The sequence below is a fragment of the Parafrankia sp. BMG5.11 genome (genome assembly GCF_004337455.1).
The window spans coordinates 112,489-133,577 of the sequence record NZ_SJXI01000001.1 but is presented as its reverse complement, the minus strand read 5'-3'; the positions used below and the strand labels follow the sequence as shown (position 1 = coordinate 133,577).

Annotated in this window: 21 protein-coding genes, 1 tRNA gene and 1 pseudogene; 12 read left to right on the top strand and 11 right to left on the bottom strand. The window is 66.8% G+C overall.

Annotated elements, in window-relative coordinates:
- Window positions 1-66: 66 nt before the first annotated feature.
- The 6 genes from E0504_RS00730 to rpe all read right to left on the bottom strand — a co-directional run bounded on the left by E0504_RS00730 (window position 67) and on the right by rpe (window position 5,672).
- Entirely contained in the window at window positions 67-534 is a 468-nt protein-coding gene (locus E0504_RS00730) for a Fur family transcriptional regulator (RefSeq protein ID WP_131620954.1), read from the bottom strand.
- Window positions 535-568: 34 nt separating this feature from the next.
- On the bottom strand, window positions 569-1,240 hold the full coding sequence (gene msrA / locus E0504_RS00725) for a peptide-methionine (S)-S-oxide reductase MsrA (RefSeq protein ID WP_207912049.1): 672 nt from the start codon (window positions 1,238-1,240) through the stop codon (window positions 569-571).
- The gene (locus E0504_RS50150; protein ID WP_165938362.1) at window positions 1,237-1,386 is read right to left on the bottom strand and encodes a hypothetical protein; all 150 of its coding nucleotides are present in this window, start codon (window positions 1,384-1,386) and stop codon (window positions 1,237-1,239) included. The genes msrA and E0504_RS50150 overlap by 4 nt, the downstream gene beginning before the upstream one ends.
- Window positions 1,387-1,544: 158 nt before the next feature.
- Window positions 1,545-3,134, bottom strand: a complete 1,590-nt coding sequence (gene purH / locus E0504_RS00720; RefSeq protein ID WP_131620952.1) for a bifunctional phosphoribosylaminoimidazolecarboxamide formyltransferase/IMP cyclohydrolase — start codon at window positions 3,132-3,134, stop codon at window positions 1,545-1,547.
- Window positions 3,135-3,144: 10 nt separating this feature from the next.
- Window positions 3,145-5,013: a heparinase II/III family protein gene (locus tag E0504_RS00715; RefSeq protein WP_131620950.1), complete on the bottom strand. Its 1,869-nt coding sequence runs from the start codon at window positions 5,011-5,013 to the stop codon at window positions 3,145-3,147.
- Window positions 5,013-5,672, bottom strand: coding sequence for a ribulose-phosphate 3-epimerase (gene rpe / locus E0504_RS00710; RefSeq protein WP_131620948.1), 660 nt, complete (start codon window positions 5,670-5,672; stop codon window positions 5,013-5,015). Before rpe ends, E0504_RS00715 begins: the two co-directional genes overlap by 1 nt.
- 227 nt (window positions 5,673-5,899) lie before the next feature.
- On the opposite strand from rpe, the gene E0504_RS00705 reads away from it, so the two are divergent.
- Entirely contained in the window at window positions 5,900-6,406 is a 507-nt protein-coding gene (locus E0504_RS00705) for a DUF2141 domain-containing protein (RefSeq protein WP_165938383.1), read from the top strand.
- Between the two features lies 1 nt (window position 6,407).
- Here E0504_RS00705 and E0504_RS00700 read toward each other — a convergent pair whose 3' ends face one another.
- Together E0504_RS00700 and E0504_RS00695 are read right to left on the bottom strand one after the other, a co-directional pair.
- Entirely contained in the window at window positions 6,408-7,295 is an 888-nt protein-coding gene (locus E0504_RS00700; RefSeq protein ID WP_131620946.1) for a hypothetical protein, read from the bottom strand.
- Entirely contained in the window at window positions 7,292-8,341 is a 1,050-nt protein-coding gene (locus E0504_RS00695; RefSeq protein WP_165938361.1) for a diacylglycerol kinase family protein, read from the bottom strand. The genes E0504_RS00700 and E0504_RS00695 overlap by 4 nt, the downstream gene beginning before the upstream one ends.
- Between E0504_RS00695 and E0504_RS00690 the strand changes: the two genes are divergently transcribed.
- The 6 genes from E0504_RS00690 to E0504_RS00670 all read left to right on the top strand — a co-directional run bounded on the left by E0504_RS00690 (window position 8,340) and on the right by E0504_RS00670 (window position 15,407).
- On the top strand, window positions 8,340-9,548 hold the full coding sequence (locus E0504_RS00690) for a M20 family metallopeptidase (RefSeq protein WP_131620942.1): 1,209 nt from the start codon (window positions 8,340-8,342) through the stop codon (window positions 9,546-9,548). The two genes, E0504_RS00695 and E0504_RS00690, sit on opposite strands and share 2 nt — an antisense overlap.
- A gap of 78 nt (window positions 9,549-9,626) precedes the next feature.
- Window positions 9,627-11,165 carry a long-chain-fatty-acid--CoA ligase gene (locus tag E0504_RS00685; protein WP_131620940.1) on the top strand — a complete coding sequence of 513 codons (1,539 nt, stop codon included), beginning with the start codon at window positions 9,627-9,629 and terminating at the stop codon, window positions 11,163-11,165.
- Between the two features lie 235 nt (window positions 11,166-11,400).
- Window positions 11,401-12,045 carry a LuxR family transcriptional regulator gene (locus tag E0504_RS00680; RefSeq protein WP_165938360.1) on the top strand — a complete coding sequence of 215 codons (645 nt, stop codon included), beginning with the start codon at window positions 11,401-11,403 and terminating at the stop codon, window positions 12,043-12,045.
- A gap of 499 nt (window positions 12,046-12,544) precedes the next feature.
- Window positions 12,545-13,888 (top strand): peroxidase family protein, encoded by a 1,344-nt coding sequence (locus E0504_RS00675; protein ID WP_243657375.1) that lies wholly within the window; start codon window positions 12,545-12,547, stop codon window positions 13,886-13,888.
- The gene (locus E0504_RS50145) at window positions 13,885-14,052 is read left to right on the top strand and encodes a hypothetical protein (RefSeq protein ID WP_165938359.1); all 168 of its coding nucleotides are present in this window, start codon (window positions 13,885-13,887) and stop codon (window positions 14,050-14,052) included. The genes E0504_RS00675 and E0504_RS50145 overlap by 4 nt, the downstream gene beginning before the upstream one ends.
- Window positions 14,049-15,407, top strand: coding sequence for an HlyD family type I secretion periplasmic adaptor subunit (locus E0504_RS00670; protein ID WP_207912046.1), 1,359 nt, complete (start codon window positions 14,049-14,051; stop codon window positions 15,405-15,407). The genes E0504_RS50145 and E0504_RS00670 overlap by 4 nt, the downstream gene beginning before the upstream one ends.
- Here E0504_RS00670 and E0504_RS00665 read toward each other — a convergent pair.
- The 3 genes and pseudogenes from E0504_RS00665 to E0504_RS00660 all read right to left on the bottom strand — a co-directional run bounded on the left by E0504_RS00665 (window position 15,353) and on the right by E0504_RS00660 (window position 16,964).
- Window positions 15,353-16,390, bottom strand: a complete 1,038-nt coding sequence (locus E0504_RS00665; protein WP_131620934.1) for a site-specific integrase — start codon at window positions 16,388-16,390, stop codon at window positions 15,353-15,355. The two genes, E0504_RS00670 and E0504_RS00665, sit on opposite strands and share 55 nt — an antisense overlap.
- A 165-nt stretch (window positions 16,391-16,555) precedes the next feature.
- Window positions 16,556-16,717: pseudogene (locus E0504_RS53960) on the bottom strand (DUF6538 domain-containing protein); the annotation flags it as partial.
- A 170-nt stretch (window positions 16,718-16,887) separates the two neighbouring features.
- Window positions 16,888-16,964: transfer RNA gene (locus tag E0504_RS00660), tRNA-Arg, on the bottom strand.
- Window positions 16,965-17,092: 128 nt separating this feature from the next.
- On the opposite strand from E0504_RS00660, the gene E0504_RS00655 reads away from it, so the two are divergent.
- The 5 genes from E0504_RS00655 to E0504_RS00635 all read left to right on the top strand — a co-directional run bounded on the left by E0504_RS00655 (window position 17,093) and on the right by E0504_RS00635 (window position 21,046).
- Entirely contained in the window at window positions 17,093-17,515 is a 423-nt protein-coding gene (locus E0504_RS00655; RefSeq protein ID WP_207912045.1) for a hypothetical protein, read from the top strand.
- Window positions 17,516-17,553: 38 nt separating this feature from the next.
- Window positions 17,554-18,048 carry an MmcB family DNA repair protein gene (locus E0504_RS00650; RefSeq protein ID WP_131620932.1) on the top strand — a complete coding sequence of 165 codons (495 nt, stop codon included), beginning with the start codon at window positions 17,554-17,556 and terminating at the stop codon, window positions 18,046-18,048.
- A gap of 31 nt (window positions 18,049-18,079) precedes the next feature.
- Complete coding sequence (locus tag E0504_RS00645) at window positions 18,080-18,793, top strand: sterol desaturase family protein (RefSeq protein WP_131620930.1); 714 nt, start codon at window positions 18,080-18,082, stop codon at window positions 18,791-18,793.
- A gap of 20 nt (window positions 18,794-18,813) precedes the next feature.
- Window positions 18,814-19,209 (top strand): DUF2141 domain-containing protein, encoded by a 396-nt coding sequence (locus E0504_RS00640; RefSeq protein WP_131620928.1) that lies wholly within the window; start codon window positions 18,814-18,816, stop codon window positions 19,207-19,209.
- 103 nt (window positions 19,210-19,312) lie between these two features.
- On the top strand, window positions 19,313-21,046 hold the full coding sequence (locus tag E0504_RS00635; RefSeq protein WP_131620926.1) for a hypothetical protein: 1,734 nt from the start codon (window positions 19,313-19,315) through the stop codon (window positions 21,044-21,046).
- Window positions 21,047-21,089: the final 43 nt, after the last annotated feature.

Below are 21,089 nucleotides of genomic sequence, written 5' to 3'. Positions count from 1 at the left end.
ACACTCACGCGGCGGGGCTGTCGATGAAGGCGCGGTGAGAGATGCATGAGGATTGCGTGACGGACGTCAACGGCAGTCGGCACACAATCCGCGGATCTCGATCACCGGGCGCTCGGGCTTGAAGTTGGCCCGTTCCGCCAGGCCGCGGACCGAACCGGTCAGCGCGTCATCATCGATATGCGTGGCTTCGCCGCATTCGTCGCACACCAGGAAGATGCAGTCGTGCAGGCAACCCGGGTGGTTGTTGGCGAGGTATGCGTTGCTGCTCTCCACCCTCAGCGCGAGGTTGTTCGCCACAAACACGTCGAGGATTCGGTAGATCGAGTTAGGGGCGATCCGCTTGCCGCGCCGGGCGGATACCTCGTCCGCGATGTCGTATGCGCTGGCTGGCGTGGCGTGGGTGGCAAGCGCATCGAACACCTCGGCGCGCAGTTCGGTCCACTGCTCGCCGGCGGCGATCAGCGCGTCGCGCGCAGCGGGGGCGAGGCTGACGCCCGAGTGTTCACGGTGATCATGAGCGGACATGGCGACCATGTAGTGCGCCCCGGCGCGGCGCGCCAGCCCGGGGTCAGTTCCGCACGAAGCCGGTCTGCCACACCCCGGGGTACATCGCTTTCAACGCAGCGACTTTGGGCGCATCCCACCGCACGATGTAGCCGTGCCGGGGGTTCTTGAGCGCGTAATCCTGATGGTATGCCTCGGCCGGGTAGAACGCCCCGCTCTCGATCGTCGTGACGATCGGCGCCTTCCACAGCTTGGTCCCGGAAAGCTGTGCAAGATAAGCCTTGGCGACCCTGGTCTGCTCGGCGCTCTGCGGGAACAACGCTGTGCGGTACTGGCTGCCGGTGTCGGGCCCCTGCCGGTTCTTCAGGGTGGGATCGGCGATCACCGAAAAGTAGATCCGCAGCAGCTGGTCATAGCGAATGACGGCGGGGTCGTAGGTCACCTTGACCGCCTCGGCATGATCGGTGACGCCGCTGGACACGGCATCGTAGTTCGCTACCCCTTTGGCGCCGCCGGCATAGCCGCTGACCGCGCTCTTCACGCCCTTCACATGGCTGAACACCGCCTCGACACCCCAGAAGCAGCCCCCGGCGAACACTGCCGTCTTGAGGCCTTTTTCGGCCGCTTCGCGCTGCGCCATTGGTGCGGACACGGCGGTTTCGCCGGCATGGGCCGCGCTCTGGCAGCCTGAGAGCGCCAGGCCGGCCGCAACGATCAGGACCGCGCCGCGTCTCACTGAGCGGTGGCCTCCAGCGTCGCCGCCTGGGCCTGCGAGATCAGACCGTTGTCGCCCTGCAGCGCCATCTGGAACACCGCGATGGCGGCACCGATGACGAAACCGATGCCGAGGTTGCGATAGAGGTCGGACTTGAACAGACGCATGCGAATTTCCTTTGGCTCGCCGATATGGCTAGCGAACGCGCAATTGCGAGATGCTTAATGGCAAGGTTGCGCGGGGTTCAGAAAGCTTAGCCTCACCCGAAGGGCAATCAGCAGGGCGCAGTACGTCGCGTAAGCTGAGCGGCCGCGCGGCGGACGGGTCAGTGGCGGAAGTGACGCATCCCGGTAAAGACCATCGCCAGGCCCGCTTCGTCCGCGGCGCGGATCACCTCGTCGTCGCGGATCGATCCGCCCGGCTGGATCACCGCGGTGGCGCCGGCTTCGGCTGCCGCCAGCAAACCATCGGCAAACGGGAAGAACGCGTCCGACGCGACCGCGCTGCCGACGGTGCGCGGGCGTTCCCAGCCGAATTTACCGGCGGCTTCGGCTGCCTTCATCGCCGCGATGCGTGACGAATCGCGCCGGTTCATCTGGCCCGCGCCGATGCCCGCGGTGACGCCGTCCTTGGCATAGACGATCGCGTTCGATTTCACGTGGCGTGCGACGGTCCACGCGAACAGGCAATCCTTCAGTTCCTGTGGAGTCGGCGCGCGCCGGGTGACCACTTTGAGGTCTGCTTCGGTGATCGCACCGTTGTCGCGATCCTGCACCAGGATGCCCCCGGCGATCACCGCCAGCGTCTGCCCCGGGCGCCGCGGATCGGGGAGATCGTCGGTCAACAACAGGCGCAGGTTCTTCTTGCGGGCGAAGGCAGCGCGGGCGGCGTCGTCGGCACCGGGCGCGACCACCACTTCGGTGAAAATCTGGCAGATCGCTTCGGCGGTGGGGCCATCAAGGGGCACATTGGTGGCGACGATCCCGCCGAACGCGGACACGTCGTCGCACGCCAGCGCACCCTGCCATGCCTCCAGCAACGTGCCCGCCTGGGCGACCCCGCACGGGTTGGCATGCTTGACGATCACCACCACGGGGTCCTGCCCCCGGAACTCGGCGACGAGCTCCAGCGCGGCGTTGGCGTCGTTGTAGTTGTTGTACGACAGCTCCTTGCCCTGCACCTGCTCGGCCTGCGGCAACCCGCGCGCATGCGGTCCGGTGGGCAGGTACAGCGCGGCCTGCTGGTGCGGGTTTTCGCCATAGCGCAGCGGGCCGGCGAGCACGCGCGTCATGCTGACGGAAGGCGGAAACCGCTCCCCTTGGTCGGCAAAGGCGAACCACTGGCTGATCATGCTGTCATACGCGGCGGTGGCGGCGAATGCCTTGGCCGCCATGCGCTGGCGGAAGGCAAGCGTCGTCGCGCCGTCGTTGGCACCCAACTCGGCTAGCAATTCGTCGTAATCGGCCGGATCGGTGATGATCGTGACATAGCGATGGTTCTTGGCGGCCGACCGCACCATCGACGGCCCACCGATATCGATGTTCTCGATAATCTCGTCGCGCGCGGCGCCGCGCATCACGGTCGCTTCGAACGGGTAGAGATTGACGACCACCAGATCGATCGCGCCAATCTCGTGAGCCTCCATCGCGGCGGCGTGCTCCGGGTTGTCGCGCACCGCCAGCAGCCCGCCGTGGACCACCGGGTGGAGTGTCTTGACCCGCCCGTCCATCATCTCGGGAAAATCGGTCAGGTCCGATACGTCGCGCACCATCAGTCCCGCATCGCGCAGCGCCCGGGCGGTGCCACCGGTGGAGACCAGCTCGATCCCCGCGTCACCCAAAGTCGAGCCCAGGGCGGCGAGCCCGTCCTTGTCGGACACAGACAGCAGCGCCCGCTTGATCGATACGTTGGTCACGGAAAAAAGCTTATCCCATTCTCTTGAACAGCCACGAGACTGTGGCCCCGGCGCGCGGCACCAGCCCCTGTATCACCAGTTGCTCGATCGGCTGTGGCCGACCCTGGCCGTCCACCCACATACTTTCTTCGACCGACAAGGTCACGCCTTCGCCCAGTTCCCCGCAGCGAAACTGCCAGTAACTTCCGTCCGGCAGGGCCAGACCGGCACCACGGCCGTTTTCCGCTAGGCCAAGCTCGATCCCCGGTCCGATGTGAAACCGGATCGTGAGCGCGATCTTGCCGCGCTTGCCCTTCTTGCCGGCTGGAACCAGCAGATCGTCCCCGCGCAGTTCGCGCCCGTCGTCGCGCAAGGTAAGGATGCGGCGATGGATAATCCCGTGCCGCGCGACATAGCCGTCGTGGCTCGCCTCCAGGCGGGTCGCCCCGCCGTTTTCCAGCGCGAGCATGCGGCGATCGATCTCCACCTCGCCCACTCCGGCGCCGAGCTTGCCGTGGAGGAGCACGGCCGTCGAGTTGGTGTCGCCCAGCGACAGTGTCGAATGGGCCGCGGTGCCGCGCAGGCCCTGCTCGATGCGGGCGGGCACCTGTCCCCCGGCGAACGCCGCGCCGCCGCAGTTGACCACGATCCGCTGCGGTCCGTGGCTGAGTTCGAACGCCAGGGTGGAGGCGCAACCGCTGCGCGCGTGCCGGGCCAGCGGCGGCGGGGCGGCATCGAACTGCAGCACCGCCTTGCCGCCGGTGGCGCGCTGGTAACCCCACTGCCGTGCATCCTTCAGCGGGCGCGTGCGCACCCCGCTGGCCGAGATCAGCGCAGCGATACGCTCGGCCGTCACCGCGCCGGCCCCTTGCCATGAACCCAGCCCGCCATCGCCGTGAGTCAGGCCCAGCAGCGGTGGCACCAGCATCGCCAGCATCGCTTCGATGGCAGAGGGAGGCTCGCGCCGCACGGCGCGGTAGCACGCGCGCAGTTCGATCAGGAGTGTGATCGCTTCGGCCTGGGCGAGCGGGCTGCGCGACAGCACCCCGCCATCGTCGCCCACCAGTTCACCCAGCGCACGCACCAGGCCCGCTTCGCCGAACAGCCGCCGCGGCTTGCCGTCGGGCAGCAGCAACCCGGCCGCGACGATCGCGCTCCATCCGGCGACCTGGGCCAGCCCGTCGGGCGCCTTGCCGGCGTGACGGTCCAGCCAGCGGGCGGTGTCTTCCATCGCGGCCAGGGTCCGGCTGCGCAGCCGGGCGTTGTCACCCGACAGGATCAGCGGCGCGTGGACCAGCCAGCCGAGCAAGCGCCGTCCGGCGTTCTCGACGGTCCAGGCGGCGCCCTTCCCGCCGGTTTTCGGATTGGCGCCGAGCCATGCCGTCAGCACCCGCTCCGCAGTCGCGGTGCACTGCTCGCGCGGAGCCGAAGCGCACAAGTCGCGCAGCCACATGAAGCCGTGCACCGTTCGCTCGAACGGTGGGGTCAGCCGGGCGGAAGGGGTGAAATCGATCTGCGCGATCGGCGCCTTGACCCCGTAAACCAGGAAGTGCCCCGCTCTCAGCGCCATGCCCACTGCACGGTCGCCCGAGATCGGACTGTCCACGGTGGCCAGAAGGCGCGGCCGGGCCGGCTTGCCGAACGGTCGCGCCAGCGTCGAACCGGAAACGCCCATGCGATAGGCCAGGCGGATCAGCGCCTCCCCCGGCCCCACCGAGGGCGGAGCGAAATCAGCCAGCGCCAGCGCGCGGCCGGGTTCGATGACTTCGCTTGGCGGCTCGACGACTTGCGGTTCGTCGCGCTGGTTCAAGGGGATCGCAGGCCCACCACTCAGGCCGGCATCGCTCAGGCTGGCGGCCTGTCTGGCGGCGCGTTTCCCGGTAACCGCCGCGCCGTCCATCACTCGCCCTTCAGCGCGGCAATGTTGGCGGCGTAGCTCGCTGGCCCGCCCTTGAAGCTGGCGGAGCCCGCAACCAGGACGTTCGCACCGGCTTCGACGCACTGCCGCGCGGTCACCGCGTCGACCCCGCCATCGACTTCGAGGTCGATTGCCCGGCCCGATCTGTCGATCATCTTGCGCACCGCCTCGATCTTCTTGAGCTGACTGGCGATGAAGCTCTGCCCGCCGAAGCCGGGGTTGACGCTCATCACCAGCACGAGGTCGATCTCGTCGATCAGATAGTCGAGCATCTTGGCCGGAGTTGCGGGGTTGAGGCTGATGCCAGCCTTCTTCCCCAGCGCCTTGATCGCCTGCACGGTGCGGTGGACGTGAGGCCCCGCCTCCGGATGCACGGTGATGATATCGGCGCCAGCGTCAGCGAACGGCTGCAGCCAGAGGTCCACCGGACTGACCATCAGGTGCACGTCGAACGGCAGGTCAGAGTGGGGACGCAGCGCCTTGACCACCGCCGGGCCGATGGTGAGGTTCGGCACGAAATGCCCGTCCATCACGTCGACGTGAATCCAGTCGGCGCCGGCCTCGTCGATGGCGCGCACTTCTTCACCGAGCCGGGCGAAATCGGCAGACAGGATCGACGGGCTGATCAGCGGGCGGGCCATGGCGGTCGCCTTTGGGCTCCTTGAGATGCCTTTCAAGTGCTTAACCATCGGTTCTGAAGCCGCACAAGCGATTCAACCTGCCTTTTCCACATGGCCCCGGCTCGAATGCGGCGACTGTCCCGATTAAGGGCAAATTCAGCCCGCCCCCGGTAGTGGCCGCGGCGATCCCGGGCTGCCACCATGCGCACCGCCGGCTTGAGCCGTGTCGACCCGCCCGCCATATGGATATGCACATGACTTCGACGACCTCCCGCCTTTCCATCAGCACGGTCGCGCTCGGCGCGCTGGCGATGAGCCTCGCGGTGCCGGCGCAGGCGCAGTACCGGCAGACGATCGGCAACAACCTGAACCAGTGCCGCAGCGGCGGTGGCCCGGCCGTGCTGGTGACGGTCGACGGGATCAAGGAGTCGCGCGGGAAGATCCGCGTGCAAAGCTACCGCGCGACGGCGGCGGACTGGCTGAAGAAAGGCCGCTGGATCAACCGCATCGAAGCGTCCGCCCGGGCCGGCACGATGACCTTTTGCGTCCCCGTTCCGGCGGCGGGCAGCTATGGCATCGCCGTCCGCCACGATCTCAACGGCAATGGTGACACCGATCTGTCGAGCGATGGCGGCGGCATGTCGAACAATCCGTCGATCAACATCTTCAACCTGGGCAAGCCGAGCCACACCAAGACGGCGTTCGCGGTCGGCAGCGGAGTGAAATCGATCCGCATCGGCATGCGCTACATGTAACTCAGCGCCGGCTGCGCCACACGCGCCACAGCACGGCGGGGGCGGCGAGCACCGGATGCTTTTCGCGCCACGGGGTGATCGCGATCGGCACGCCGGTGTGCCGCTCGATCTTCCAGGCAGCATAGCGGGCCGCGCCGTCGAAGGTGGTGCTCGCCTTGACCAGCCGCAGGAGGTTGAACGGTTTGCCGAGCCGGGCACGAGTGCGCCACCATCGTTCGATGCGGGCGCGCTCCCGGACGCCCAGCCGCGGGCGCAGATCCGATCCATCCCGGTCGAATGCGATCCCCGCCGCTTCCCACGCGATCGGCAGCAGACCGGCGAAGTGGCCGGCGTTGACTGACAGGATGTCGTTTTCGCGCCCCGGCTTCTCGACCCGGAATTCAGCCCGGTAGGTCGCGCGAAACAGCGCCCGCCAGTACGCCTCGGCGGTTCCCTGCACAGGCCCGAGGGCCGCCGCGAGCCGCGCCGCGGTCACCGCCGCACCCGCCACCGCCGCGACCACCGCGCCCCGCGCCGCCTCGTCCGCCGCCCACGCAAGTCCCGCCGGCTGGACGAAGCGCGCCCAGATCGTGGTATCGCGCGATTGCCCCCCGGCAGCGCGGGCAAAGGTTTCCAAGGACAGAGTCGCGATCTTGGCTCGCAAGGTCACCCCGTCCGCCGGCCATTCGCGGTATGACACCCGCGGCCAGATCCTCTCGACCTGCCGGCCAGGCAGCAGGACATAGAAATCAAGCACTCCGTCGAGCGATCCGGTGCGCAGGTTGGAGCCGTAGAACAGCACCGCCCGCGCACCCGCCTCGTGGCCGAGCGCCGCCGCGATTGCCCGCACTTCAGGCACGATCGGCGCGTCCAGCGCCGCCACGACCCGTTGTTCCAGCGCGGGGGTCACGGCACCACGAAGCGCAGCGGCGGTCCTGGCGTGAGTTCGTACGATCCTTCGGGAAACGCCTCTCCATCAAGGATGAACCGGCCGCCGAGGTCGAGCAGGATGCGGTCGGTCTCGCACCGGTGCAGCCCCAGCCGGGCGAGCAGCGGCCGGTCCCATCCGGCGGCGATCATCGGGATCAGCGCCATCAGCCGCCGGCGCGGGTGGTCGATCACGCCGAGTTTCAGGCCGGTGCGCGCGCCGAACGGCTTCATGCCGAACGAAAACCCTTCGATGGTGGACGCCAGCAGCAGCGCGCGCCGCTGCGGATCGCCCTTGGCGGCGTGCGGCAATTCGCGCGCGTCCTGCCCCAAGCGCACGCGCATCGGCGCCCCCCGGCGCCACACGTTGCGGTCGGACCCGAACAGTGTCTGCAACAGACCCCAGCCCGCGGTCGCGCCGATCGCCAGGCTGTCGAACGCGCCCAGCCGGTGGGCATCCTGCCCGGCGTTGATAGCGACGGTGAACAGCCCCGCGCCGAACACGAAGCCGACCAGTTCACCCCCGTCGCTGAGGTCGCGGACCACCAGGGGGCGCCGCACCACCTGGCGCCCGTCTGCGATCGCGGCGATCACCCCTTCCAGCGTCCAGTTCTTCGGCGCGCCGAGATCGACGTTGAGCGCGTTGGTCTTGCCGGTCGGCAGCACCGCGAGCAGCGGCCAGTCGGCCCCGAACAGCGGCATCCCGGCGGTCAGCACGTCGCGCACGGTCCCGTCGCCGCCGCTGATGACGATGCAGTCCACCGCGCGCTCGGCGAAGTCGGTCAGCACGCCGCGCAGCTCCCCCCGCATGGCGGGCGAGGCCACCACCACGCCGGGCAGCGCCTCGGCCGCGGCGCGGCTGGTGCGGTTGCGATGGCTGCGGGGATTGAAGATGACCCCGACCTTCGGCGACGCAGGGTTTGCGGGCGGGGAAAGCGGCATGAGCGGCGCGTCTTTAGACCGGGCGGGCGCGGCGCTGATACACTTTTCTTGCGTGCGCGGGGGCGAAGCGAAGTAGCCTGCCGCCATGCTGCACCCTGACCTGCTCGATTCGGCGCGCGCGATCTCCGACCGGATCGTGTCCCTGCGCCGCGCCATCCACGCCGAACCCGAACTGGGCCTCGACACCCCCAAGACCCTCGCCAAAGTGCGCGCGGCGCTGGCCCACCTGCCGCTGGAGTGGCGCGAAGGCGGCAGCACGACGGGCGCGGTGGCGACGCTCAAGGGCGGCAAAGCGGGTGTCGAAGGACATGGCCGGGTCCTGTTGCGCGGCGACATGGACGCGCTGCCGATGGACGAGCACACCGGGCTGGAGTTTGCCTCCACCACCCCCGGCCGGATGCACTCGTGCGGTCACGACACCCATACCGCGATGCTGGCGGGCGCCGCCGAGCTGCTGTGCGCGCGTCGCGAGGAAATCGCCGGTGAGGTCCAGTTCATGTTCCAGCCGGGCGAGGAAGGGTTTCACGGCGCCCGGCACATGCTCGATGACGGGCTGATCGCCCCCATGCCGCAAGCGGCGTTCGCGCTGCACATCATGCCCAACGCGCGCCACGGCGCGTTCGCCGGCCGCGCGGGCGCGCTGATGGCGAGTGCCGACCAGATCGAGATCGTGGTCGAGGGCCGTGGCGGGCACGCCTCGATGCCGCACGACACGCTCGATCCGGTCCCCGCCGCCTGCGCGGTCGTCACCGCGCTGCAGGCGATGGTCACCCGCCGCTTCAACGCCGCCGACGCGGTGGTGGTGACGGTGACGATGATCGAGGCCGGCACCGCGCACAACGTGATCCCCGACCAGGTGACCTTGCGCGGTACGCTCCGCACGCTGACCCCGCGCAACCGCGAACGCGCGCACGAGCTGGTGGCCGAAACCGCCCGGGGCATCGCCGCCGGATATGGCCTGTCCGCCAGCGTCACGGTCACCCCGGGCTTCCCGGTCACCATGTGCGACGAGCGGGCGGTTGCGCTGGGCCGCGGCGTGACCGGCGAATTGTTCGGGGAAAGTGACTGGATCACCCTGCCCGCGCCGATCATGGGCGCGGAAGATTTCTCCTATGTCCTGGAGCAGGTGCCGGGCGCGATGTTCTTCCTGGGCGTGGCGCGCGAAGGTGACGACTGGCGCAGCGCCTGTTCGATCCACAGCCCGCGCATGTACGTCGACGAGACGGCCCTGCCGCGCGGTTCGGCGCTGCTCGCGGGGTGCGCCTTGCGCTTCCTGGAGCGGGGGTTCGACTAAGCCGCTTGCGATAACGAGTTTCCCGACGCAACCTGTCTTCCGGATTGACCGCCAAAGGCGGCTCGAGAGGAGAGGTTGATGGATTTTCCCGACAAGTCGCGGACCCTGGGCGATGCGCTGGCGCAATGGGCGGCAGAGACCCCCGATGGGGTCGCCCTGCGCCACAACGACGTGACGGTGGACTGGCGCACTTACGATCGCCACGCCACGCAGGTCGCCAACGGCCTCGCCGCGATGGGCCTTAAGCCCGGCGCGCGCATCGCCTATCTCGGCAAGAATTCGTTCCGCGCGTGCGAGCTGGTGCTGGGCGCGGCGCGCGCCGGCATGGTGCTGGTGCCGATCATCTGGCGCCTCGCCCCGGCGGAGATCGAGTTCATCCTGCGCGATGCTGAGGCCGGCGCGCTGTTCGTCGAGCCGTTGTTCGAAAATCAGGCGTTCGACGGCGAGCGGGTGATGATGGACGAGCGGTTCGATGCCTGGCGCGATGCGCAGTCCGCCGCCCCGGTGCAGACCCCGGTCGATCGCGGGGACGTGTTCCTGCAGCTCTACACCTCGGGCACCACCGGGATGCCCAAGGGGGTGATGCTCACTCACCGCAATGCCACCGTGCTGCGGCCGATCATGCAGGAGCAGGGGATCGGCTGGTTCAGCTCGCAGCCGGGCGATACGCTGATCCACGCGATGCCGTTCGGCCACATCGCCGGGGTCGGCTCCGTCACCGGGGCGGTCAACGGCGGGCAGGAACTGATCATCCACACCGAATTCGATCCCGCGCTGATCCTGAACGACATCCAGCGCTACAAGGCCAAGTGGGCCTTCCTGGTGCCCGCCGCGCTGGCCATGATGCTCGACCATCCCGACGCCCAGGGCGCCGATTTCTCGAACCTGGAAGGCATGGCCTATGGCGCCAGCCCGATCCCGCTCGACCTGCTGCAGCGCGGGGTGGACAAGCTCGGCTGCGACTTTGCGCAGATGTACGGCATGACCGAGACGTACGGCACCGTCGTCAGCCTGCCGCCCGAGGATCACCGGCCGGGGCGCGAGGGCGTGATGCGCTCAGCCGGCAAGGCGCTGCCGGCGTGCGGGATCCGCATTCTCGATGCCGAAGGCAACATCTTGCCGCCGGGCGAGATCGGCGAAGTGGCGATCTGGAGCCCGACCACGATGAAGGGGTACTGGAACCGTCCGGAAGAAACCGCGCGGGTGCTCTCGCCCGACGGCTGGTTGCGCACCGGCGATGCGGGCATCCTCGACGAGGACGGCTACCTATTCATCCAGGACCGCATCAAGGACATGATCATCACCGGCGGCGAGAACGTCTATCCCGCCGAGGTGGAAAGCGCGATCTACGGCCACCCGGATATCGCCGACGTCGCGGTGATCGGCGTGCCCGACGACAAGTGGGGCGAGGCGGTGAAAGCAGTGGTCGTTCGCCGCCCGGGCGTGCAGCTCGAGGCTGACGGAGTGATTGGCTACGCGCGGGAGAAGATCGCCGGGTTCAAGTGCCCCAAGACGGTCGACTTCATCGATGCCCTGCCCCGCAACCCATCGGGCAAGATCCTGCGCCGCGAATTACGCGCACCGTACTGGGAAGGCCGCGAGCGGCAGGTGAACTGAGCGCGGGAGGGCTCGCGCACTTGGGGCCAAGCTGAATCTTGGCCCAGGCTTGCGTGGCCTCCGCCGCTGTTCGCTCCACGATTAGTCACGAAAGGCATCGCGCGCAGGCCGGTCACCCCAAGGCTGATAGGATTCGACTCTGCCCGCGTTCCGGGACACGATCCAAGCTTAACCGGAAGTAAACGTGAGGTTTATGCACTAGTTAGCGGGGGAAAAAGTCTTGTTAGAACAATCTGTGATTGTAGCGCATGAAAATGCGCTGTCACGGGTCGGAATTAAAACGATAATAGAAAATTCTTGCGGCAAGGTTTCCGTTTCGACGGTCGGTTCATTCGAAGCCCTTGTTGATGCCATCCACCAGCGGACCGATTCGCTGTTGATTGTGGACGTTGATCTTCCCGGGATGAGCGGGATGACGGGCCTTGGCACAGTGCTGCGCGAACACCATCCGCCCAGAACGTGCCTGGCCGTGCCCGCGGTCTCTCGTGACCTCGTCTCGAGATGCATCGCCGTAGGGGCGTTGGCCTGCATCGATCACGACCATATCGCCGACGAGGTATGCGACGTGATCGCCGCGCTTGCCGATGGGCGGCCCTATTTTTCGCGGCTTTGCGGCGATCCGGCCGTCACCCCCTGCAAGACCACCGCCGCGTTGACGCAGCAACAGCTGAACGTGTTGCACGTCCTGGCGCAAGGGAAGTCGAACAAGCAGATCGGCCGCGAGCTGGGCATTTGCGAAGGGACGGTCAAGGTCCACCTGAACGCCGCGTACCGCGCGCTCGGCGTGGTCAACCGGGTATCGGCCGTCACGAAGCTGCAAGACCTCAGCCGAACGAAGGATGCCGGCGCCTCCGCGGCCGCAGTCCGCTACCACCACTAGACTTTTCCCGCCCCGGATTGCCCCTGCGCGAAAGCGCGGGAGCTGTCCGTTCGTCCTGCGCGCTTTCTATAACCAACGATATAGAACGAAAGACCAGCCGGTTAGTCAATTAGGCAAGAAGTCTACCCCGACCAGTAATCCGTCAGGAGAATAGACCAAAGCATCCCCTGTCAATCATTGTTCCCACTCTATCCACGAGTCGGGAAACACCCGGCGACATTGAAGAATAACCCGCAGCCCGTTTTTAACGGTGTCTGCCCGCTGATCTTCATGTCTGCTACCATAGGGGGCGAACATGACTGTTAAGCTCAATCTGCACGACCTTGTTTTCATTCTTCGCCAGATCAAGATCGCCGAAGCGCACGCGTCCGGAACGCCGCTTTCGGAACTGATCGAGGATCCGCGCCTGCCGGTCGGCCTGCGCACGGTCGACGGAACGTACAACAACCTCGTGGAGGGGCGGGAAACCTGGGGCGCGTCCGACCAGAATCTTCCGCGCATGTTCGACCCCTATTACCGCAACGACGCGGACGGCGACCAGTTCGACCCCGATGGACCGGGCCCGGCCCCGGCCGTGACCAACACCAATTACGGCGCCACCGGCAGCGTGGCCGATGCCGATCCGCGGCTCATCTCCAACCTGATCGTCGACCAGACGCCGGGCAATCCGGCAGCGATCTCCGCCGCGCTGACGCAGACCGGTTATGCTGGGGATCCCATGGCCGCCGTGCAGACGCTGCACCTGGCCTGGAACGCGTTCGAGGCCGGAACCCTGACCCGTGAGCAGTTCGATTCGCTGGCCGGCGATTATGGACTAACGATGCAGGGCGACAGCCTGGTCATCCCCAACACCGCACCCGACGAAGGCCTCTCCGCGCCCTTCAACGCGTGGATGACCTTCTTCGGGCAGTTCTTTGATCACGGTCTCGACCTGATCCCCAAGGGCGGAAACGGCACCGTCTACATCCCATTGCAGCCCGACGACCCGCTGTACGTCGAAGGCAGCCACACCAACTTCATGGTGATGACCCGCGCGCAGGTCGACGCCAATGGCGAAACGCCCAACACCACCACGCCGTTCGTCGACCAGAACCAGACCTACGGCTCGCACGCGTCGAAGCAGATCTTCATGCGCGAGTACGAACTCGTCGATGGCCGGCCGCAAGCCACGGGGCACCTGCTCGAAGGCAGCACCGGCGGCCTTGCCACCTGGGCCGACGTCAAGGCGCATGCGCGCGAGATGCTGGGGATCGTGCTGACCGACAAGGACATCGGGGCGATCCCGCTGATCCGCAGCGATCCGTACGGCAACTTCATCCCCGACGCGAATGGCTTTGCGCAGGTCATCATCGGCATCGGGCCGGACGGCATCCCCAACACCGCGGACGACATCGTGGTCAGCGGGACGCCTGACGCCCCGGTACACCTGTTGCTGGGCCTGCCGGGAGAAACCGGCCCGGACGGAGCGGTGGTGCCGGTGCGCACCGCGCACGCCTTCCTTGACGACATCGCGCACAACGCGGCGCCCGTCCTGAGCGGGGGCAATCTGGTGGCGGATGCCGACAGCGCGACCGGCAATGCGGTCACCTCGGTCAATGGGCGGAACACCCAGTACGACAACGAACTGCTCGATCGCCATTTCATCACCGGCGACGGGCGCGGCAACGAGAACATCGGACTGACCGCGGTCCACCATGTGTTCCACTCCGAACACAACCGCCAGGTCGAAGCCAACAAGCTGGAGATCCTGAAGTCGGGCGATGTCGCCTTCATCAACGAGTGGCTGGACGTCGCGATCACGCAGTCGGAAGCGAACGCGCTGGCCGGGATGAGCGCAGCATGATCGTGGCGCACCGGGCCGCCATCCTGTCGACTGCCGAAAAACTGCTGGTGCTGGAAGACGGCGCGGTCGCCGATTTCGGGCCGCGTGAGGAGATCATGGCGAAAATCCGCGCCCGGATGGAGAAACATACCGTGGTGCCGATGACGGGGAGAGCGCACGCATGAACGACATGAGCTGGACGCCCGTGACGGGCACCTCGCAACCCGCCGACGACGCCGTGGATGCGCCGCGACGCGAACTGCGCAGTGGCGCCGTGATCGGCGGCGCCTTTTTCGTGGCGCTGCTGGGCTTCGCGGCCCTCGTGCCCCTGGATGCCGGCGCCTTCGCCGAGGGCGTGGTCACGGTTTCGGGTAATCGGCAAACCGTGCAGCACCGCGACGGGGGCATCGTGACCACGCTGAACGCGCGGGAGGGCGCCATGGTCGAAGCCGGCGACGTGCTGCTGACCGTATCCGCGCCCGAGGTGCTGGCGAGCGAGCGCGGCCTCACCGGCGAACTGATCGCCTTGCAGGCGCAGCAGGCCCGACTGCTGGCTGAGCGGGACCGGCGGTCAAGCGTGCCCGAACCGGCCGAGTTTGCGAACCTCAAACCCGCCGACCGGCTGATCGCCGACGAAGCCATGCGCGGCCAGCGGCTGCTGTTCGAAGCCCGGCGCGCGTCGATGTCCAACGAACGCGACCTTCTGGTTCAGCGCACCCGCCAGCAATCCGAACAGATCGGCGGGTATCGCGAGCAGATCCATTACAATCGCGAACAGAGCCGGCTCATCAACGAAGAGCTGTCGGGTCTGCGCGAACTGGCGGATCGGGGCTTCGTCTCCAAGTCGCAGATCCGGGCGACCGAACGCGCCGCAGCCGAACTGAACGGCAGCTTCGGCGCCCTTCAGGCCGAGGTCGCGCGGACGTCCGAAGGGATCGGCGAGACACGCCTGCGCACGGTGTCGCTGGACCGCGAAATGATGGAACAGGTGGCCGACGACCTGCGCGCCGTGCAGGTCCGCCTGAGCGAGATCACCCCGCGCCTCCATGCCGCCCGCGAGCAGATCGAACGCTCCAAGATCCGCGCGCCGGCAGGCGGACGGGTCGTGGGGCTCAAGGTGTTCACCGTCGGGGGCGTCATCTCACCGGGGGAAACGCTGATGGAGATCGTGCCGCAGGACCGCCGGCTGCTGATCGAGGCCAAGGCTTCGCCAAGCGACGCCGACGATCTGGCGGTCGGCATGGCCACCCAGATCCGCTTCCCCGCCCTCCAGGAACGCAACATTCCCATCCTCGAAGGGCGGCTGGCGAACGTGTCGGCGGACAGTTTCGAGGACGAACGCAGCGGCGCCCGGTTTTTCCGGATCGAGGTGGAGGTGCCGCGCGAACAGCTGGCGGTGATCAGCGAGTTCCGCGCGCGCGGAGGACTGAAGCCCGGCCTGCCGGCCGAGGTGCTCATTCCTCTACGCAAGCGCAGTGCCCTGTCCTACCTCACCGAACCGTTGACGCAGACGCTGTGGCGAGCCGGGCGCGAACATTGACGGTTGGAAAGCAATGCTCCGGCTGGTTTGAGCCCGCCTGACACGGCGGGGGCTTGCACCGCGCAACGCGCAAGCACGAGCGGCCTGAACCTTGATCGGCGAGAATTGCGAAAGTTGGTGCACCCGACAGGATCAGCCTGAGGGTGACCATCTCCAGCAGCATCTACAGACGCTTTCCCGAAATGCCGGAAGCTGTGGAACGCAGTCCGGTCCTGCTTCGCGCCTGTCTTCAGGAGATATCGCGCAAACCATTTAGAGAAGTTCGCCGACGCGTAGCCGAAGCGATCCAACTCCAACTCGGACCACAAACGTCGCTGCTCCGCAGCTTTGCAGGCTCGCCAGTGATCAAGTAATCGAGCGCGGACCAGTACTGGGTGGACCGGGACCAATCGCTCGCTGGACGTTGTTTTCACGCGCTTGCCCAACTCGCGGTCAGGCTGAACTACAAACGCGAACACGCCGTCGATTTCGACGATGTCATCGATGGTCTGTTGGCAGATTTCGTTCTGCCTCAGACCACTGAACAGCGCGATCAGTGGAACGTAGAAGGCCGAGGGCGTCATCGGGTCGGCTCTGCCCTCGGAGATCGCCTTGAGGTCGTGGAAAGGCTCGCCGCTGAAAATGCGTTGAAGTTGTCCCGGTGAGAACGGTAGCCGTTTTTCGCGGACGGGAACCGGGTCTGCCACCCGCAGGCCTATGCAGGGGTTCCGGCTCGCAAGCTCCTCCTTCACAAGCCAGTTCATCATGCCTGACCAACGGGTCATGTACCCGTTGCAGTTTGCAGCCGACATCGGTCGAAGCCCTTCGCGCTGAGCCATTTCTGCGATGGCTTCCGGCGTCATGTCAGGCCATCTCTTCCGGAAGTTCGAAGGCAGGCGATGCAGGGTTTCCATCACACGGCGACAGTCCTGTCGGCCCACGGATGAAATGAGCCGATCACCGAGAATGGCGACGATAAAATTCCTGACTGTCTCGTAGGCCAACCGAGTTTTTCGCGTCCGAGCACTACTCGGGTCTGCGAGATAGCGATCCCACGCTTGGATGAGGGTGAGACCTTTCTCTGCCCGTGCGTGGGAAGGTGCGGATCGATCAGAAGCCGGTCGCGCAGCGATTCCGTGGGGGAGGGCCGCACCGAGCCTCGCGCTCTCAAACGCATCGACGATTTCGAGGGCGAGCACGCGAGACCGTACGAGAGCATCCCGGTATGACGCTGTGCCCAACGTCCGATTGATGTGAGTCTTGCCGATGATCGAGACGAGGTCGGCAGGAACCCGAATACGTAGTTGATAGGTTGCGCCTCGACGCCACATTCCCCGGAGGCGCTTGTGATACACCCTTGTGTCACGGGTAATCGTCGAGAATGCTTCAGCAGAACAGTCGTTTAGACCATCAGGAGTGGAGGTCTTGTGCGACACAGTTGTGCTACACGTTGCACGCCGAGCGTTTCTAAGATGCTCAGAAGACGGTGATTTTTGAGGTTTGGTGCACCCGACAGGATTCGAACCTGTGACCTCTGCCTTCGGAGGGCAGCGCTCTATCCAGCTGAGCTACGGGTGCTGACCGGACAAGCCCGGAAGGCGCGCGCTTAGCAAAGCGGGTTCGGGGTGGCCAGAGACTTTGCACCGTCTTTGCACGCCGCGCATTAGCGATTTGGCAAGCGAAGCCAGGTTAACGACCGCGTCACGATGAACGCCATCCCCACCGACTTCGCGACAGCGATTCGCCACGACGGCTCCGCCGCGCGCGGACCGAGCGCGATGAGCATCCAGTGGGCCGCGTTGCAGGATGCGGCCGCCGCGGTGGCGTCGATGGCCGGACTGGCGGCGGAAAAACCCAGCGCTCAGGTCCGCAACTTCCCGGCGCTGATCAAGGACGCCGGCGGCTGGCGGCTGGAACTTGCCGCCACCGGCGTGGCCGACATCGCCGCGATGATGACGCCCGGAGTCAAGGCGCTGCTCGCGGTTGCGGCGCGGGGGCAGGATCCCACGCCCGCCGCGCTCAGCCTGTGGCGCGAATACCATCAGGCGCGCGGCGCCCTTTTGGAACTGGTACCCGAGCAGGGTCACATGGGGCCGCTGCGCAAGCGTGAGAGGCCAAGGTCGCGCTAGAGCTTGACCAGGTTCGCGTTTCGTTCCAATCCGCATGGATGCCCGATTTACCTGCGCTGTCGCTCGCCGCTGAAAACCCGTGTGCCCAATCGGTGGCCCGCGGGATCTGCCGGTTGTTTGCGCGCAACGACATCTGGTGCCTGTCCGAAATGCCGCTGCGCAACGGGCGGCGGGCGGATCTGATGGGCGTCGATCCGAAGGGCCGGATCGTGATTGTCGAGATCAAGGTCAGCCGCGCCGACCTGATGGGCGACGGCAAGTGGCCCGACTATCTCGATTTCTGCGACCGGTTCTACTGGGGCATCCCGCCGGCGATCGACAGCGCGCTGCTTGATGCGCTGGATTTCAGGCCGGATTGCTGCGGGGTGATCGTCGCCGACGGCTACGACGCGGAGATCATCCGCCCCGCCCCCAGCCACCCCCTGGCGCCCGCCCGGCGCAAGGTGGAGGTGGAGCGTCTCGCCCGCGCGTCGTTGCGGCGCCAGATCGTGGCGGGCGATCCGCATTGCGCGCCATGGGGCCAGGGGTTGTAGCGCGCACCGATAAGCGCGCATAAGCACCACCGTGCTGCTCGCCATCATCCTGTCCGCGCTGGCGATGACCGCGATCGTCGCGGCGCGCTACTTCGCGTCCAGCGGGCTGTTCGCGTTGGCCACGCGGCGCGTGCGACCCGGCCATTACGACGGTCTCGACGCGCAGATCAGGCGCGAAGTGCTGTGGTCGCTGGCATCCGCGGCGATCTATGGCATCCCCGCCGGGATCGTCGCGTGGGGCTGGCAGGAGCGCGGCTGGACCCGGATTTACACCGGCTGGACCGATTGGCCGCTGTGGTATCTGCCGCTGGCTCCGCTGCTCTACCTCGTGCTGCACGACACGTGGTTTTACTGGACTCACCGCTGGATGCACCGGCCGCGCGCCTTTCGCATCGCGCACGCGGTTCATCACGCCAGCCGCCCGCCGACCGCCTGGGCGGCGATGAGCTTTCACCCGATCGAGGCGCTGACCGGCGCGATCGTGATCCCGGCGTTAGTGTTCCTGATCCCGATTCACGTGGCGATGCTGGGGCTCGTCCTCACCGTCATGACGGTGATGGGAGTGACGAATCATATGGGGTGGGAGATGTTTCCCCGCTGGTTGGTTCATTCCCCCGCAGGTAATTGGCTGATAACGGCGAGCCACCATCAACGGCATCACGATCGCTACACATGCAACTATGGCCTCTACTTCCGGTTCTGGGACAAGCTGTGCGGCACCGACCGCGGCCTCGCCACGCCCTGATCCTGGCGATCTCGGCCAGCATGCTGGGGGGTGCGGCAAGTCCGGGCGGCAGCGTCAGCCTGACGGTGACCGGCCTGCGCTCCGCCAAGGGGCAGGTGCTGGTATGTCTCACGCGCGAAGAAGACCGGTTCCCTAACTGCAAGGGCAGCACCACCGCGCGCACCGCCAAGCTGCCGGCGAACCACGCGATGGTCAGCTTCGGCCAGTTGCCGCAAGGCAAATACGCGATTTCGGTGCTGCACGATGAGAACGGCAACGGCAAAGCCGATCGCACGCTGGGCCTGATCCCGCGCGAAGGGTTCGGCTTCTCGCGCGACGCCCCAGTGAAGATGGGTCCGCCGAAGTTCGGCCAGGCGGCCTTTCCGGTCGGTTCGCGCGATGTCAGCGAAACGATCCGGATGCGCTATCTGATGTGACTGCCGCCGCCGCTGACGAAAGTCGCGGCGCAACTTAACGGTATGTTTACCACGCCGCGCCACAACGCTCCCCATCGCTATTCAGAGGGGCAGCGGCGAGCAGATGGACACCTTGCGCGGACATTTCGGTCTGGCCGATTACGACGAAGCGCTCGACCTGGCGCCGGCCGATGACGATTTCAGCAGCGAACCACCGCCCAGCCCCGTCGGGCAGGACGAGCGCCGGATGCAGGTGCGCGCCTACAATCACTGGGCCAGCCTGCTGTCGGACAAGAACCTGCCGTCGATCGAGGATCTGGAGCCGGCCGATCTGCCCGACTTCGGCCCCTATTCGGTGCTGCTCGATTTCACCAACGGGATCGAGAATCCTGCGGTACGCTATCTGGGCACCGCGCTGGCGGCCGAATGTGATACCCCTGCCGGGATCACGCAACTGGCCGACGTGCCCGCCCGCTCGCTGCTGAGCCGGATTACCGACCACTACATGCAGATCCTCGCCAACCAGGCGCCGATCGGGTTCGAGGCGGAATTCGTCAACCAGCGCGGCAGCACCATCCTCTACCGCGGGATCCTGCTGCCGTATTCAAGCGACGACGACATGATCGATTTCATCTTTGGCGTGATCAACTGGAAAGAAATGGCTGACCAACTGACCAGTGACGAGCTGCTGCTCGAAATCGACCAGGCGCTGGAGACCAGCGACGAGCCGGCGCCCGACCGCCGCAGTCCCGACCCGGTGACCGACTGGGCCGATGGACCCGGCACATTCGAGAGCGCACCGGCGCCGCATCCTTCGCGCCGTGCACCGGCGTCCGCCGACCCCTTCCCGCTGCCCGCGTTCGGCGCGAACGATTACGATGACGAGGACGAAAGCGACGATGATTCGGCCGACCTCTACGAAGCGATCGAGGCCGTCGATGACGAGCCGGCCGGGCTGACCCGCTTTGCGTCGTTGCTGTCCCTCGGCGGGTCCAAGCTGGGCCGGGAGCCGCTCGATCTTGGCGAAGCCGATGAATTCGGCGCCGATGACGAGGACGAGGCCGACGAATACGACTATGCCGACCAGGATGCCGCGCTGGCTGCGTGGCAGAACCCGACCCCTGTCGAACTGCTTCCCGAGCCGGCCCTGGAGCCAGCCCCCGAGCCAGTCGAAGAGCCGGTCGCCGAACTGGCGCACCCGGTGTCGCTGGTGCCCGCACCCGTGCAGTCGACGGCGCTCGTCCCGGCGGAACCCGCCGGCGAAGAAGGCCTGTTCGATTGCCTCGCCGAAGCACGCGAACTGGCGTTGGCGGCCCGCAGTTGCGAGGATCGCAGCCGCAGCGCGCTGTATGCCGCGGTCGGCCGCGCCTATGATTTCAGCCTCGCCGCCGCGAGCGAACCCGATGCATTTGCCGAACTGGTCGCCGACAGTGGCCTGACGGTCCAGGAACGCGCGCCGATGACGCCGGTGGTCAAGCTGGTGTTCGGCGCCGATTACGACAAGACGCGCCTGACCGAATATGCCGCCGTCCTCAGCCATGCGCACCGCATGGGCGTGGAGCGTGGCACCCTCGCCCGCTTGCTGGGCGAGGCCGAGGGCGGGCTCAAGGGCGTGGTGCAGGCCGAACGCGACTATCGCCGCGCCGACAACGGCGACGTGGCGGTCCGTGAAACCCCGCGTGAGGCGCTGGCGCGCAAGCTGCGGGCGATCGCCCCGCTGGGGTTCGAGGATATTGCGGCCGAAGGCGAGGAATTCGCACTGGTGATGATCCGCCGGGTCGACGGCAACGTGGTGGTGCTGGGCGAAGTCGCCGACCTGCCGTTGGTGGAAAAGGTCGGCAAGAAGCTCGTCGCCTGAACTGAACGCTCACTAGGTCCGGGGCTGTCCTTTGCGCCCTGGT